The 14,924-nt window shown below is 61.7% G+C and carries 15 protein-coding genes; 7 read left to right on the forward strand and 8 right to left on the reverse strand.

Features of this window, described 5'->3' with window-relative positions; translation table 11 throughout:
- Positions 1-17 precede the first annotated feature (17 nt).
- Positions 18-1,031 (reverse strand): porphobilinogen synthase, encoded by a 1,014-nt coding sequence (hemB, locus tag ACY4LX_RS32410; protein WP_149660213.1) that lies wholly within the window; start codon positions 1,029-1,031, stop codon positions 18-20.
- A 208-nt stretch (positions 1,032-1,239) separates the two neighbouring features.
- Here hemB and ACY4LX_RS32415 point away from each other — a divergent pair, with 208 nt between their 5' ends.
- Positions 1,240-1,872 carry a DedA family protein gene (locus tag ACY4LX_RS32415; RefSeq protein WP_149660212.1) on the forward strand — a complete coding sequence of 211 codons (633 nt, stop codon included), beginning with the start codon at positions 1,240-1,242 and terminating at the stop codon, positions 1,870-1,872.
- Here the strand turns inward: ACY4LX_RS32415 and ACY4LX_RS32420 are convergent.
- Complete coding sequence (locus tag ACY4LX_RS32420; RefSeq protein WP_463258805.1) at positions 1,853-3,088, reverse strand: sterol desaturase family protein; 1,236 nt, start codon at positions 3,086-3,088, stop codon at positions 1,853-1,855. The two genes, ACY4LX_RS32415 and ACY4LX_RS32420, sit on opposite strands and share 20 nt — an antisense overlap.
- Before the next feature lie 115 nt (positions 3,089-3,203).
- Here ACY4LX_RS32420 and elbB point away from each other — a divergent pair, with 115 nt between their 5' ends.
- Positions 3,204-3,872: an isoprenoid biosynthesis glyoxalase ElbB gene (elbB, locus tag ACY4LX_RS32425; RefSeq protein WP_149660210.1), complete on the forward strand. Its 669-nt coding sequence runs from the start codon at positions 3,204-3,206 to the stop codon at positions 3,870-3,872.
- A gap of 121 nt (positions 3,873-3,993) precedes the next feature.
- Here elbB and ACY4LX_RS32430 read toward each other — a convergent pair whose 3' ends face one another.
- Both ACY4LX_RS32430 and ACY4LX_RS32435 read right to left on the reverse strand, forming a co-directional pair.
- Positions 3,994-4,449, reverse strand: coding sequence for a YaiI/YqxD family protein (locus ACY4LX_RS32430; RefSeq protein ID WP_149660209.1), 456 nt, complete (start codon positions 4,447-4,449; stop codon positions 3,994-3,996).
- Between the two features lie 112 nt (positions 4,450-4,561).
- Positions 4,562-6,460 carry an FTR1 family protein gene (locus tag ACY4LX_RS32435; protein WP_463258806.1) on the reverse strand — a complete coding sequence of 633 codons (1,899 nt, stop codon included), beginning with the start codon at positions 6,458-6,460 and terminating at the stop codon, positions 4,562-4,564.
- 166 nt (positions 6,461-6,626) lie between these two features.
- Here ACY4LX_RS32435 and ACY4LX_RS32440 point away from each other — a divergent pair, with 166 nt between their 5' ends.
- The 4 genes from ACY4LX_RS32440 to ACY4LX_RS32455 are packed head-to-tail and all read left to right on the forward strand — an operon-like array spanning position 6,627 to position 9,763.
- Positions 6,627-8,024, forward strand: coding sequence for a COG3014 family protein (locus ACY4LX_RS32440; protein ID WP_463258807.1), 1,398 nt, complete (start codon positions 6,627-6,629; stop codon positions 8,022-8,024).
- Between the two features lie 12 nt (positions 8,025-8,036).
- Positions 8,037-8,411, forward strand: coding sequence for a YcfL family putative periplasmic lipoprotein (locus ACY4LX_RS32445; protein WP_149660206.1), 375 nt, complete (start codon positions 8,037-8,039; stop codon positions 8,409-8,411).
- 11 nt (positions 8,412-8,422) lie between these two features.
- Positions 8,423-9,013, forward strand: coding sequence for a penicillin-binding protein activator LpoB (gene lpoB / locus ACY4LX_RS32450; protein ID WP_463260660.1), 591 nt, complete (start codon positions 8,423-8,425; stop codon positions 9,011-9,013).
- Between the two features lie 3 nt (positions 9,014-9,016).
- Positions 9,017-9,763 carry a penicillin-binding protein activator LpoB gene (locus tag ACY4LX_RS32455; RefSeq protein WP_463258808.1) on the forward strand — a complete coding sequence of 249 codons (747 nt, stop codon included), beginning with the start codon at positions 9,017-9,019 and terminating at the stop codon, positions 9,761-9,763.
- Positions 9,764-9,952: 189 nt separating this feature from the next.
- Here ACY4LX_RS32455 and ACY4LX_RS32460 read toward each other — a convergent pair whose 3' ends face one another.
- The 3 genes from ACY4LX_RS32460 to ACY4LX_RS32470 all read right to left on the reverse strand — a co-directional run bounded on the left by ACY4LX_RS32460 (position 9,953) and on the right by ACY4LX_RS32470 (position 13,194).
- Positions 9,953-10,585: a LysE family transporter gene (locus ACY4LX_RS32460; RefSeq protein ID WP_149660204.1), complete on the reverse strand. Its 633-nt coding sequence runs from the start codon at positions 10,583-10,585 to the stop codon at positions 9,953-9,955.
- A gap of 117 nt (positions 10,586-10,702) precedes the next feature.
- Positions 10,703-11,284: a mechanosensitive ion channel family protein gene (locus ACY4LX_RS32465; protein WP_149660203.1), complete on the reverse strand. Its 582-nt coding sequence runs from the start codon at positions 11,282-11,284 to the stop codon at positions 10,703-10,705.
- Complete coding sequence (locus ACY4LX_RS32470; RefSeq protein ID WP_463258809.1) at positions 11,284-13,194, reverse strand: ATP-binding cassette domain-containing protein; 1,911 nt, start codon at positions 13,192-13,194, stop codon at positions 11,284-11,286. The genes ACY4LX_RS32465 and ACY4LX_RS32470 overlap by 1 nt, the downstream gene beginning before the upstream one ends.
- A gap of 50 nt (positions 13,195-13,244) precedes the next feature.
- Between ACY4LX_RS32470 and ACY4LX_RS32475 the strand changes: the two genes are divergently transcribed.
- On the forward strand, positions 13,245-13,712 hold the full coding sequence (locus ACY4LX_RS32475) for a TIGR02444 family protein (RefSeq protein ID WP_463258810.1): 468 nt from the start codon (positions 13,245-13,247) through the stop codon (positions 13,710-13,712).
- Here ACY4LX_RS32475 and ACY4LX_RS32480 read toward each other — a convergent pair.
- Entirely contained in the window at positions 13,709-14,869 is a 1,161-nt protein-coding gene (locus tag ACY4LX_RS32480) for an AlgP family protein (protein ID WP_463258811.1), read from the reverse strand. The genes ACY4LX_RS32475 and ACY4LX_RS32480 overlap by 4 nt on opposite strands.
- Positions 14,870-14,924 lie beyond the last annotated feature (55 nt).

A 14,924-nucleotide genomic window follows, 5' to 3' on the forward strand; every position in this document is an offset into this window, starting at 1 on the left:
AATGTTCCTGGGAGGGCTTATTTTTGCTCTCGTAACAATTGGGCAGCGCGCACGGCAAAGTAAGTGAGGATGCCATCTGCGCCTGCACGTTTAAAAGCGGTCAGGGATTCGAGAATAACCCCTTCGCTCAACCAGCCATTCTGGATCGCCGCCATGTGCATGGCGTATTCGCCGCTGACTTGGTAAACAAACGTCGGCACTTTGAATTCTTCTTTGACCCGGTAAAGGATGTCCAGATACGGCATGCCTGGCTTGACCATGACCATATCCGCGCCTTCTGACAAGTCCGCCGCCACTTCGTGCAGGGCTTCGTTGCCGTTGGCCGGGTCCATCTGATAGGAGGCCTTGTTGGCCTTGCCCAGGTTCAGCGCCGAACCGACTGCATCGCGGAACGGGCCATAATAGGCGCTGGCGTACTTCGCCGAGTAAGCCATGATCCGCACATTGACGTGATCGGCCAGCTCAAGGGCTTCGCGGATCGCCTGGATACGCCCGTCCATCATGTCCGACGGGGCCACCACCTGGGCGCCGGCTGCGGCGTGGGACAGCGCCTGTTTGACCAGCGCATCGACGGTGATGTCGTTCTGCACGTAGCCTTCTTCGTCGAGGATACCGTCCTGGCCGTGGGTGGTGAACGGGTCCAGGGCGACGTCGGTGATAACACCCAGTTCCGGGAAGCGATCACGCAGGGCGCGGGTGGCGCGCTGGGCGATGCCGTCCGGGTTCCAGGCTTCGGCGGCGTCCAACGACTTGAGTTCTGGTGGCGTGACCGGGAACAGCGCCACTGCCGGAATCCCCAGCTCGACCCACTTCGCCGCTTCTTCCAGCAACAGATCGATGGTCAGGCGTTCCACGCCCGGCATCGACGCCACCGCTTCGCGACGGTTTTCACCGTCCAGCACGAACACCGGCAGGATCAGGTCATCGACGGTCAGGACGTTTTCACGGACCAGTCGACGCGAGAATTCATCACGACGGTTGCGACGCAGGCGGGTAGCAGGAAACAAACGGTTGGCGGGGGTAAAGCTCACGGCAGACTCCTGAGCCCGCGCTGGCAGGCGAGCGTGACAGTTATAAGCGGCCATTATGACGAACAGATGACAGTTGTGCTTATCCCCGTGACACGTAGTCGCATTCCATTGTCGTTGTAGGAATTGTTCACGTCGAGACACATTTGGACACTTTCATGAATGTGCACGAAGGGTTAGGCTGCGCGTTCATTTCGCCAGCACCCAGACAATGCTCCAACAATTTCTGCATGACTTCGGCTACTTTGCCCTTTTTCTCGGCACGTTCTTCGAAGGCGAAACCATCCTGGTGCTCGCGGGCTTCCTCGCGTTTCGCGGATACATGGACATCAATCTGGTCGTCGTCGTGGCGTTCTTCGGCAGTTATGCCGGTGATCAGCTGTGGTACTTCCTGGGGCGCAAGCACGGCCGCAAATTGCTGGCGCGCAAACCGCGCTGGCAATTGATGGGCGACCGCGCGCTGGAGCACATCCGCAAGCACCCGGACATCTGGGTCCTGAGCTTCCGCTTTGTCTACGGCCTGCGCACGGTGATGCCAGTGGCGATCGGCCTGTCGGGTTATCCGCCGGGACGTTACCTGCTGCTGAACGGGATTGGTGCCGCGGTCTGGGCCTCCGCGCTCGCAGCGGCGGCCTATCACTTCGGTGCGGTGCTCGAAGGCATGCTGGGCAGCGTCAAGAAGTACGAGCTATGGGTGCTCGGCGCGCTGCTCGTGCTGGGCCTGGGCCTGTGGCTGCGCCGGCGCTTCAAGAATGCGCGCCTGGCGAAGAAGATCTACGCCGACGAGCAAGCCTTGAAAGCCGAACAAGCCCGGATCAGCGAGCCTAAGACGCCAATCGAGTGAAGCGGTTTCTACACCAGTAGAGCCCGATGGCGCTGAGCAGGCTGTAACTGAACAGGCCGGCCCAGCCCACCGCGCTGGCCGGCCACAGCCCGACCAGCGGCGCCAGCCACACCAGCGGCAGGTTCGACGCCAGCCGCAGCAGCTCCAGCTTCCACGCCCACGGGCGATTCTCCAGGGCCACGCCCAAGGTAAACAGACCCAGCGCGATCGCGCTCCAGCCGAGCAGCAACGCGGCGGCCGGCAGGCTCTGTTCCAGGTTCATCAAATAGCTGCCCAACGCGATGTAGACGCCGAACTGCAACGCCACATACCGCTGCTGGCGCCCGTCCAGCGGCACTTCGAATTTGCGGAACTGGCTCAGATCCGGCTTGTGCATCGGGTACCGGGCCGCCACGTCCGCCGGGCGCCAACCGGTACGCATGAACCAGATCCGCAACTTGTCCCACTTGCTCTGCGCGCGCTTCGCGTCATCCCACAACTGCGCATAAAACTGCAGGTTGGCCCACAGCGGATTCCAGCTCGCCAACGGCGTGGTCACGCCAAAAATCACCGGTTCGTTGGCGTCCTCTTCCTGGAACGAGCCAAATAGACGGTCCCAAATAATGAACACCCCGCCGTAGTTGCGATCCATGTAGAGAGCGTTCTGTGCATGGTGGGCCCGATGATTGGATGGCGTGACGAAGCACCACTCGAACCAGCCAAGCGTGGGAATGTGTTTGGTATGCACCCAGAATTGATACAGCAGGTTCAGCGCCGCGACGCTGACAAACACCAGCAACGGCACGCCGAGCACGGCCATGGGCAGGTAGAAGATCCAGCTCAGCAGAAAACCGGTGCTGGTCTGGCGCAACGCGGTGGAGAGGTTGTAGTCCTCGCTCTGGTGATGCACCGAATGCGCGGCCCACAGGATGTTGCGCTCGTGGCCCATGCGGTGCAGCCAGTAATAGCAAAAGTCATACAGGACGAACGCGAATACCCAGACCCAGACGCTGTCGCCCGAGAGTTTGAACAGCGCCAGATGCTCCAGGGCAAACGCGTAAGTCACCAGGCCAACGCCCTTGGTCAACAGGCCGGTGGTGGTGGACAACACGCCGGTGCTGATGCTGTTGATCGCGTCGGCCAGTCGATAATTGCGCACCCCGCGCCAACGGTCGGCCAGCAGTTCGACGGCGATCAGCACGAAGAAAAACGGCACCGCATACAGAATGAAATTCATGACGCGACCTGAAGGCAATTGTGATGACTGATCCTAGGCCTCGCCGCGAATTAACCCTATGGCAACCCGCGACAAATTAGTGGACATTTAGCGCCATGAACCTGGAGAAAAGCCCATGAGCAAAAAAATTGCAGTGATCCTTTCCGGCTGTGGCGTGTACGACGGCGCCGAAATCCACGAAAGCGTGATCACCCTGCTGCGCCTGGACCAGCGTGGTGCCCAGGTGCAGTGCTTCGCGCCGAACATTGCGCAGTTGCATGTAATCAACCACCTGACCGGCGAAGAAATGCCCGAGTCGCGCAATGTGCTGGTGGAATCGGCGCGCATCACCCGGGGCAATATCAAGGACATCCGCGAAGCCAACGTCGAAGACTTCGATGCGTTGATCGTGCCGGGCGGTTTCGGCGCGGCGAAGAACCTGTCCAATTTTGCCGTCGAAGGCGCTGGCTGCACGGTACAACCGCAAGTCCTGGCGCTGGCCGAAGCCTTTGCCGAAGCCGCTAAACCGGTGGGGTTGATCTGCATCTCGCCGGCGCTGGCGGCGAAGATCTACGGCCCGGGCGTGACGTGCACCATTGGTAATGATGCCGAAACGGCGGCGGCCATGAACAAAATGGGCGCGACCCACGCCGATTGCGCCGTGGGCGATATTGTCGAAGACAAGGCGCGCAAGTTGGTGAGTACACCGGCGTATATGTTGGCGCAGACGATCAGCGAGGCGGCGTCGGGGATCAATAAGTTGGTCGACCGTGTGCTCGAACTGACCCACGAAAACGACGCCTGACACCGGACACCTGATCGTTCCCACGCTCTGCGTGGGAATGCCTCAACGGACGCTCCGCGTTCGGCTCTGGATGGGACGCGGAGCGTCCCGGGCTGCATTCCCACGCGGAGCGTGGGAACGATCATTGTGCCCGGGTCAGCCGAGTGAGGATCCGATCCAGCGCATTGGCAAACGCCTGTTTCTCCCGCTCGCCAAATGGCGCGGGCCCGCCGCTCATCTGGCCCTGCTCGCGCAGGTCAGTGAACAGATTACGCACCGCCAATCTGTCGCCCATGTTCTGCGCATCGAACTCTTTGCCCCGCGGGTCCAGCGCCGCAACACCCTTCTTCACCAGGCGATCAGCCAACGGCACATCGCTGCAAATCACCAGCTCACCGGGCACCGCGTGTTCCACTAGATAATCGTCGGCCGCATCCGGGCCACTGGGCACCACGATCAGCTTCACCAGCGCCAGGCCGGGCTTGATCTGCGGCTGACCGGCCACCAGCACCACTTCGTACTGGCGCTTGAGGGCGAATTTCACCACCAGATCCTTGGCCGCCCTTGGGCAAGCGTCGGCATCGATCCACACACGCATTGTGTTTCCTCTTAAAAGCATCGCGGGCAAGCCTTGCTCCTACAGGTTATACGCAACCGGCGCATGAATCCTGTAGCAGCGAGGCTTGCCCGCGAATGGGGACGACGCGGACTTAAGACGTCTGCACCCGCCGCTTCTCAGCCATCCGGCTACGACTGTAAAGCACGACAATCGCAATAATCGCCACCACCTGCGCACTCAGCGAATACGCATCAGCGTGGATCCCCAACCAGTCGAAGTCAAAGAACGGCACCGGCCGGGTGCCGAAGATCCCGGCTTCCTGCAACGCCTTCACCCCATGCCCGGCAAACACCACCGACAACGCGCACAGCAACCCGGCGTTGATGCCGAAGAACAGCGCCAGCGGCAGTTTCGCCGAACCGCGCAGGATCACCCAGGCCAGGCCGACCAGCAACACCAGCGCCGTGGCACCGCCGGCCAATACCGCGTTGTGCCCGGCGGGACCGGCCTGCAGCCACAGGGTTTCGTAGAACAGGATCACTTCGAACAGTTCGCGATACACCGAGAAGAACGCCAGGATCGCAAAGCCGAAACGCCCGCCGCCGCCCACCAGGCTGCTCTTGATGTAATCCTGCCAGGCCGCCGCGTGGCGACGGTCGTGCATCCACACGCCAAGCCAAAGCACCATGACACTGGCAAACAACGCCGTCGCGCCCTCCAGCAATTCACGCTGGGCGCCGCTGACATCGATCACATACGCCGCCAGCGCCCAGGTCCCGAGTCCCGCCAACAACGCCAACCCCCAACCGACGTTGACGCTGCGCACCGCCGATTGCTGGCCGGTATTGCGCAGGAACGCGAGGATCGCCGCCAGCACCAGAATCGCTTCCAGGCCTTCGCGCAGCAGAATCAACAGGCCGGAGATGTAGCTCAGGGACCAGCTCAAGCCATCGCTGCCCAGCAGGCCAGCGGATTGCTTCAACTTGGCCTTGGCCGCGTCCAGACGCTGCTCGACCTGGGCCAGCGGCAAACCATCCTGCAACGACTGACGGTAGGCCATCAGGGATTTTTCAGTGTCTTTGCGCACGTTGGCGTCGACGTTGTCCAGGGAGCTTTCGACCAGTTCGAAGCCTTCCAGGTACGCGGCCACCGACAGGTCGTAGGCCTGATCGTGCTCGCCAGTCCGGTAGGCGGCGATGCTTTTGTCGAGCGTTGCGGCGGTGTAATCGAGCAACTGCGCCGGGCCACGCTTGACCTGGGGCGGTTGCGCCCGCTGCGCACGGAACGTCGCCACGGCTTGCGGGCCTTCGGCGGCCAGCACTTCGGCCGGGGTCTGACGGGCCAGGTCGGCGATGTTGTAGGTCTTTTCGGATTTAGCGGCGCCCGGGTCGGCGCTGAAACCAGCAATATAAGTCGCCAGATCCCAGCGCTGACGGTCATCCAGCTGGTCGGCGAAGGACGGCATGTCGGTGCCTTCGACGCCCTGGCCCAGGGTGTTGTAGATCCCGTAGAGGCTCAGGCGATCCAGCCGCGTTGCATCCCGCAGGTTGGCCGGCGCCGGGGTCATGCCAACGCCGGCCGGGCCGTCACCGGCGCCCGCATCGCCGTGGCACACCGAGCATTGCTGGGCATACAGCGGCGCGCCGCGAGTCGGGTCCGGGGTGATCACCGGGGCCTGGCTGACTTCATAGGCTACGGCCAGCTTCGCACCGAGCTGACGGGCCTGACGCACGACGTCGGCGCTGTCCCTGCGAGCGACGATAGCCGCGCGCAGGTTGCTAACGCCCTGCTCCAGCTCGGCGCGCTCGGGCCTGGCCGGCAATTCGGCGATCAAACCTTGCAGAACCACCATGAACTCTTGTTGTTCGCGGTACTCGGACTCATCAATGACCTTGCCGGCCTCGACCGTCGCCGGGTAATCAGCGCCAATGTAGTCGAGTAAATGCAGCGCTTTGGGCGCGCCTTCGGCAGTCTCGGCCAGCGCATTGAAGCTGCAAAGCGCGATCACCGGCAGCACTAGCCACGCCAGAAAACGAGAGGAGGCAGTCATGAATGAATCTCAAATGGAAATACGAAGTAACACATTGTTCACTCCCAATGAGTTTCACTCAAGCTTTGTCTACGCCGGCCGCTGACGAACAGGAACAAAGTGCCATCATTCAAGTCTATAATTTGCCGCCTCTTGGCGGCTTATCTTCAAGGAAGACACACAGCAAATGGCCACCCGCCTGCGCTTCTGGTTTGTCCTCAGTACGTGCCTGCTACTGAGCGCGTGCACCTCGTTCCGTGACTACAACGCGGAGCTCGACGAGACCCTCTACTATTTCAGGGGCGGCGATATCGAAAGCGCTGTTGCCGTGCTCGACCGCAACAACCCCATTGCCCCCGGCGACCTCCTCTACAACTTCGAGCGGGGTGAGTTGTTGCGCATGAACGGTGACATGAGCGGCAGTTACGCCAATTGGGACTACGCCGACCGCTTGATCGAAGGGTGGGCAAACTCGCCCTATTTCGGCACGTTCAAAGGCTTCACCGACTTCAACAGCTACGGCGCCAACGACAAAGTGCGCTTATACGACGGCCATGATTTCGAGAAAGTCGCGCTGACCACGCAAATGGCCCTGATGTTGCTCTCCGCGGCCGAGACGGAAAAGGCTCGCGTCGCGATCAAGAAAACCCACGAGCGCGAGGCGATCATTGCCGACAAGCGTGACTTGGAATACCTGGCCCTGGAAAACCAGGCGAAGGATCAGGGGGTCGCGCTGCAATACAAAGACCTTCAGGGCTACCCGGTGGCAACCCTCGACGCTCCCGAAGTGGTCGCGCTGAAAAACAGCTACCAGAGCGCGTTCAGCCATTACCTCGCCGGGTTCATCTATGAATCACTGGATGAGAAAGACCTCGCCGCGCCGGGTTATCGCCAGGCCATCGAACTGCGCCCGAATACACCGCTGCTGGAACAAGCCTTGCGCAACCTGGCCAAATCCCCGCTCAAGGCTGGCGAGGCCGATGTGCTGTTGATCGTGCAAACCGGTCTGGCGCCGGCGCTGCAGTCGGTGCGCGTGCCGATTTCGGTCGACGTCGAGGGCCAGACCTTCATTACCAACATGTCGTTTCCGGCCGTCGTCCCCGACACCTCCACGCCACCGGTGGACTTCATAACGGTGGACGACAAAAAACAGAAGCTGACCCTGATCAACAGCTTCGGCGACATGTCGCGCCGTTCATTGCGTGACGACATGCCGGGGATTATTCAACGCACGCTGCATCGCGCCCGCACCAATGCCCAATACCTGGCGTTCCTGAAAAAACGCAGCCCGGAGAAACTTGAAGAGGAAATGCTGCGGCAAACCCAGCAAGAGGACGCCGATACCCGTGTCTGGCGCACCTTGCCCGACAGGACCTTGATCGCCCGAATCCGGCTGAGCAAGGGCATGCACCAACTGACGCTACCGAATGCGCCACAATACCTTCCGATCAAATTCGAGATTGATAAAACCCATCAAGCCTTCAGTTTGCGCGCCGTGGGTAACCGGATTTACGCCGCCGACCTCGCCATGCGACAAGACGCCCAGTCAGCCCCCCTCGTTGACGCCAAACCCGCCCTACCCTGAACGGAGATTTTCATGGGATTGAAATGCTTCGCCGTTATCGCCCTGGCCCTGTTGGCCGGTTGCGCCACCCCGCCACCGCCGCCGGAACCCGGCAGCGCCGCCAGTAAAGTCATGGCCACCGGACCGATCCAGCACGTCGCCGTCGGCCCGATGCGCATGGCCCGGGAAAACGGCTTCCTCACGGTCAACGCCCAGCTGAGCAATACCGATACCGATAACCGAACGCTCTATTACCGCTATCTGTGGCTGGGACCGGAAGGATTTCCGGTCGCCGAAGCCGATACCTGGAAAAGCCTGACCCTGTACGCCGGCCAGACGAATTTCCTGCCCGCCATCGCCCCCGTACCACAAGCCGTGGACTTCCGCCTGGAGATCAATACACCGTGAACCGCCCACACATGATGGCCCGCCTCTCTTGCGTTGCCCTGGCCGCGTTGCTGGTCGGTGGCTGTGCCGACAATCGCTCGCCGGTATTGGGCAGTGGCAACATCAGCTATGGCGACCCGAAGGCCGTGGAGCTGGTGACCAATGAATTCGGCTCGACCGACCTGCAAATGATCGCCGAGAGCATGACCCGTTCCCTCGCCCAGTCCGGTGTCCTGAAGGGCCGCCCGGTGGTGCAGGTGTACGACGTGATGAACAAGACCAGCGAGTACATCGACACGCGGGAAATCACCACCTCGATCAAGACCCAGTTGATGCGCAGCGGCGCCGCGCGTTTTGCCAGCGACAACACCGACATGCAAAGCCAGGTCGACCACCTCAAGCTGCAAAACCAGAGTGGCCTGTACAAGAAAAGCACGGTGGCCAAGACCGGCAACATGATCGCCGCCCGCTATCGCCTGGAAGGCTCGATCAGCTCGATCGTCAAGCGCAGCAACGACTACAAGGACGTCTTCTACAAATTCAGCCTGCAACTGGTCGACGTCGAAAGCGGACTGGCCGAGTGGATGGACGAGAAAGAAATCCGCAAAACCACGGAGCGCTAAGCAATGCGTGCATGGATTGGCTTCATCACCCTGGCCTGTGCGTTGAGCGCTCAGGCCGCGCCGAAAATCGCTGTCACCGACCTCGCCTATGAGGCCAGCGTGGATCAATACGTCCACGTCATCTCGGCCCGGGACAATCAACAGCAGGACTATTACGGCGCCAGCGGCTCGTCCAGTTATGACGAGTACACCACGCGCAACAGTTACCTGGAGCAGACCGAGATCCGACGCTTCAGCGGCGACATCAAGGGGGAAATGCTCAAGACCGGGATGTTTCAGCTGATCCAGGGCACGCCTTACACGGCCAGCGCCAAGCACGATGTGTACGACGTAATCAAGCGCATCAAGGCCGGCGACTTCAAGGGCGCCGATTACGTGCTGTTTGGCACGGTGTCGGACATCGACTTCACCCAGGACATGAACGAACTGGCCAACACCGACAGCTATTCGGCGGTGCTGGCGTTGACCCTGGTGGCGGATTTCAGCCTGATCAACACCAAGACCTTCGAAATCACCTCGGCCTTCACCGCCATGGGTGAGGCCCAGGACACCAAACTGGTGAATGACCGGGACATCCACGTGTCACTGAACCGCCCACGGGTGGTGCGCGATGTGTCCAAGGCCTTGGGCGAAGACGTCGCGGCGCAACTGAGCCAACAACTGGGTGGCGGTGGCTATGAGCAGCAGCCGGGGCCAGCCGCGCAGCGTAACAACCTGCCGCGGGACACGGCGCCGGTTATCCTGCGCTGACATCCAGGCCGGACACCACTGTGGCGAGCGGGCTTGCCCCCGTTGGACTGCGCAGCAGGCCCATTTTGGAGGCGCTTCGCACCTCAACGGGGGCAAGCCCCCTCGCCACAGAAGCTCCCTCGCCACAATGAGTACGAGGCAAATGAAAAAGGCGACCTGAAAAGGTCGCCTTTTTTGTGCCTGACGGTTTTACACCACCGCTTTACGCAACGTCGCCATGAACGCCGCCGCACCGATGAACAGCCCGGCAAACGTGCGATTCATGCGTTTCTGCTGTTGGGGCGTGCGCAACATCCGCAACACTTTGGCCGCCAGCCCGGTGTAACCGGCCATGACGATCAGGTCGACGCAGACCATGGTGACGCCGATGATCAGGTATTGAGCCAGCAGCGGCGCATGGGGATCAATGAACTGCGGCAACACGGCCAGCATGAACACCAGAGCCTTGGGGTTGCTGATGTTCACCAGGAACCCCCGGAACATCAGAGCCAGCGGCTTGCCAATCTGGCGCACCGCGCCGTCGTCGCTCATGTCGCTGGGCAGTGCCCGCCATTGCTTGACCGCGAGGTAAACCAGGTACGCCACGCCGAACCATTTGATCGCATAGAACGCGGTTGCCGAGGCCGTGAGAATGGCGCCCACCCCCGCACCGACAATCGCAATCTGCACCGCCAGGCCCAGCTGCAGGCCCAGGGCGTTCCAGTAACCGCGCCAGAAACCGTATCGCAGACCGCTGGACATCGACGCAATCGCGCCGGCACCGGGAGACAGGCTGATCACCCAGCAGGCGGCAAAAAACGCCAGCCATGTTTGAAGCACCATTGCACACCTCGACTCAGACTCGTGACAGACGTCTAAGCTAATGCGGCTTGGGGCCGATGACTACCGATTTTTTGCAGGACCAGAACGACGGCCGACCAGCGTGATCGGCGGTGTCGCCTATTTTTCGAAACCGCTCGAAGGGAATACATCGCTACCGCGCCAGCGCCGAACCGAGCGCTGGAAGAACAGGCTGTTAGGCACTTGCACCATGGCGCTGCCAGTCCCGGCTTCTTCGGCTTCGATCAGCGTGGTGAACAGCAGATTGATCGCCACGACCCGGCCTTTGACGCCGGGCTTGTCGAGGGTGTCCACCAGCTCGACCACGTCACCAATGCGGAACGGGCCGACGGTGAAGATCAGGATCGCGCACAGCAGGTTGGAGAGCACGCTCCACATGGCGAAGAACGCCACCGCCGCTACGGCGACGAACCCGGACAACGCGGTCCAGAGCACCGTCGCCGAAACGCCGAGGCGTTCCAGCACGAAGATCAACGCGCTACCCATGATCAGCCAGCGCAGGCCACCGCGCAGCGGCATCAGCAGTTGCGGCGGAAACGGGTAGCGCTCACCGAGGCGAGTCAGGCATTTGGCGACGAAGCGCTGGGCGAAGTAACCGGCCAGCAGGATCAGCAGGATTTGCACGACGAGCCAGATCGGCTCGACCCACACCGCCGGCAGCGGCCATTTGAAGGCGTCCATCAGGACAACGCCTCCAGCTCCGCCTGCATGCTTTCCAGCAGTTCCAGGGCTTCCATCCAGGACTCTTCCAGTTCGGCTTCACGCACCTTGAGCTTGGCTTGCTCGGCCAGCAGATCACGCAATTCGTTCTTGCGCATCGGTTCGTAGATATCGCTGTCGCCGAGGCTGACATCGATCTTCGCCAGTTTCTCGTGGAGCTTGCCCAGCTCGGCTTCGAGCTTGTCAGCCTCACGCTTGTGCGGCGCCAGTTGCTGACGCAACGCAGCGGCAGCCTGACGCTGAGCCTTCTTGTCGGTCTTGTCCGGGTTCACCGGGGTGTTGCTGACCGGCGCGTTGCGCTGACGGTACTCCACCAGCCAGCGGGTGTAGTCCTCCAGATCGCCGTCGAACTCTTCGACCTTACCGTCCGCCACCAGATAGAAATTGTCAGTGGTGCTTTTGAGCAAATGACGGTCGTGGGAGACCACCAGTACCGCGCCACTGAACTCCTGCAAGGCCATGGTCAGCGCCAGGCGCATTTCCAGGTCCAGGTGGTTGGTCGGTTCGTCGAGCAGCAACAGGTTCGGGCGGCCCCAGGCGATCAACGCCAGCGCCAGTCGGGCCTTTTCGCCACCGGAGAAATTCAGCACTGGCTCATCAATGCGCGCACCGCGGAAGTCGAAACCGCCGAGGAAGTCGCGCAGGGTCTGCTCGCGCTCGGTCGGCGCCAGGCGTTGCATGTGCAGCAACGGGCTGGCCTTGGAGTCGAGCGAGTCCAGTTGATGCTGGGCAAAGTAGCCGACCACGGTGTTCTCGCCGCGGGTCAGGCGACCGGACAATGGCTCGAGTTCACCGGCGAGGTTTTTGATCAGGGTCGATTTGCCCGCGCCGTTGGGGCCGAGCAAGCCGATGCGCGCGCCAGGGGTCAGTTGCAGCTTGACCTTCTCCAGCACGGCGCGCTCGCCGTAACCCAGGCGAGCGTCGGAGATATCAATCAACGGGCTGGAGATTTTGTGCGACTCGCGGAACACGAAGTCGAACGGCGAATCGACGTGGGCGGCGGACAGTTCTTCCATCCGCTCCAGCGCCTTGATCCGGCTCTGGGCCTGACGGGCCTTGGTGGCCTGGGCCTTGAAGCGGGCGATGTAGCTTTCCATGTGCGCACGTTGCGCCTGCTGCTTCTCGTAGGCCTGCTGTTGCTGGGCCAGACGTTCGGCACGCGCACGTTCGAAGGCGCTGTAGCCGCCGCGATACAGGGTGATCTTGCGCTGATCGACGTGAGCGACGTGATCGACCACGGCATCGAGGAAGTCCCGGTCGTGGGAAATCAGCATCAAGGTGCCGGGGTAGCTCTTGAGCCACTCTTCGAGCCAGATGATGGCGTCGAGGTCCAAGTGGTTGGTCGGTTCATCGAGCAGCAGCAAGTCCGAAGGACACATCAAAGCCTGCGCCAGGTTCAGACGCATCCGCCAGCCACCGGAGAAATCGCCTACCTGACGATCCATCTGATCGTTGGTGAACCCAAGGCCGGCCAGCAACTTGCGCGCCCGGGCGTCGGCGGTGTAACCGTCGGCGCTGTCGAGCTCGGCATGCAGGCGGGCCTGGGCGGCACCGTCATGGGCCGCTTCGGCCGCGGCGAGGTCACGTTGCACCTCGCGCAGGCGCAGGTCGCCATCGAGCACGTAGTCGACCGCGATGCGATCGAGGGTGTCGATCTCCTGGCGCATGTGGGCGATGCGCCAGTCGCCCGGCAGCAAGCAATCACCCGAGTCCGGGTGCAGGTCGCCCAGGAGCAAGGCGAACAGGCTCGATTTGCCGGCGCCGTTGGCACCGATGAGGCCGGCTTTGTGGCCGGCGTGCAGGGTCAGCTCGGCGTCTTCTAGCAGACGTTGCGGGCCACGCTGTAAAGTCAGGTTCTGAATTCGGATCATAATGGCGGCGGAGTCTATCAGCTTCGCTCACAACTGGCGCGAGTAGCACTATGTCTGCTGACCTGTGGAGCTTTTCCCTGAACACTTACGCCCGTCCCGGTGTGGAAGGCCTGTGCCTGCAATGGCAGGCGGCGGGGGCGAATGTGTGCCTGCTGCTGTGTGGGCTGTGGCTGGAACAAAGAGGCGTGGGCTGCACCGAGCAACGCTTGCAGGCGCTATTTCAGGTGGCCGGGCCGTGGGAGATGAATGTCGTACAGCCGCTGCGAGCGTTGCGCATGCAATGGAAAGCCGCCGCCGTGGACGACGTCGAACTCAACGCGTTACGCGAACAAGTGAAGGCACTGGAGTTGGAAACCGAACGGCATCTGCTGTTGCGATTGGAACGTACGGCCCAGGATTGGCCGCAAGCTGAGGTGACCGAACAATCGGCCTGGCTGGAAGGTGTGGCGGCAGGCGCCGCTAACCTGGACCGCGACGCGCTGCTGCATCAGCTGCGCGTCGCGGTAACCGGCACTTAGGAAGCGCTGGTTGGGGTGGTGGCAGTGCTCGATGCGGCGGCTGGCGTTGGCGCAGCAGTCGGGGTCGAGGTAGTAGCGGCTGGAGCAGACGATGCTGCCGGAGCCGGGGTGGCAGGCTTGGCGACTGGCGCGGTAGCCGGTTTGGCCGCAGCGGGTTTGGCCGCGACCGGTTTTTTCACCGCTGGTTTTGCAGCAGGTTTAGCGGCAGCTGGTTTTGCAGCAGCCGGCTTGGCAGCGGGTTTGGCTGCGGCAGGTTTTGCAGCGCTCGCAGTAGCCGGTTTAGCGGCTGCTGGTTTGGCGGCCGATTTTGCAGCAGCAGGCTTGGCGGCTGCGGTTTTAGCCGCTGGTTTTGCTGCCGGCTTGGCGGCTGGTTTTGCAGCGGCTTTTGCAGCTACTGGCTTCGCGGCTGGCTTGGCAGCCGGTTTCGCTGCTGCAGTTCTGGCAGCTGGTTTAGCAGCCGGTTTTGCGGCTGGTTTTGCGGCCGATTTTGCAGCAGGTTTAGCGGCTGCGGTTTTCGCCGCAGTCGGTTTGGCAGCAGCCGTTTTTGCAGCAACTGGCTTGGCGGCAGCTGGCTTGGCAGCCGTCGCTCTGGCAGCTGGTTTCGCAGCGCTGGCAGCCACTGGTTTTTTCGCGGCAGGTTTTGCTGCGGCTTTGGCCGGTGCTTTGGCAGCCGGTTTGGCAGCAGGCTTGGCGGCTGCTTTTGCAGCAACCGGTTTGGCCGCGGCTTTCTTGGCAGGTGCCGCAGCAGGCTTGGCCGAACGCAGGGACAACGCCTTGCTCACAGCCTCTTGTACGCGACCGACGCCCTGGGCCAGTTTCAGGCTTTCCTGAGCATCGCGCTTGAGTTGCAGAATGTAGGTGCGGGTCTCGGACTGACGATCTTTCAAGGCATCGAGCAAGTCTTCGAGTTGCTTCACTCCGTCCTTCGCCTTGGCTTGTGCCTTGGCTTTGCCGGCCGCCGCAGCGTCCTGCAATTTGGTACGGGATTTGTGCAGTTTTTCTTGTGCTTTACCGCGCTGCTTTTCCAGTTTGGCGAGCAGTTTTTCAGCATCAGCCAAGGCTTGGGAACAAGCGGTTTCCAAATGCTCGAGCAGGCTGCCCGAGAGTTGTTGGAGTAAGTGCAACGGAGTATTTACAGGCTTCTTGGTGGCCGACATGGTTTACCTCCTGGCTGACGTGAATGCGGCTCATACTAGACCTCTGCTGACACCG

The organism is Pseudomonas sp. Emmai (genome assembly GCF_055179735.1).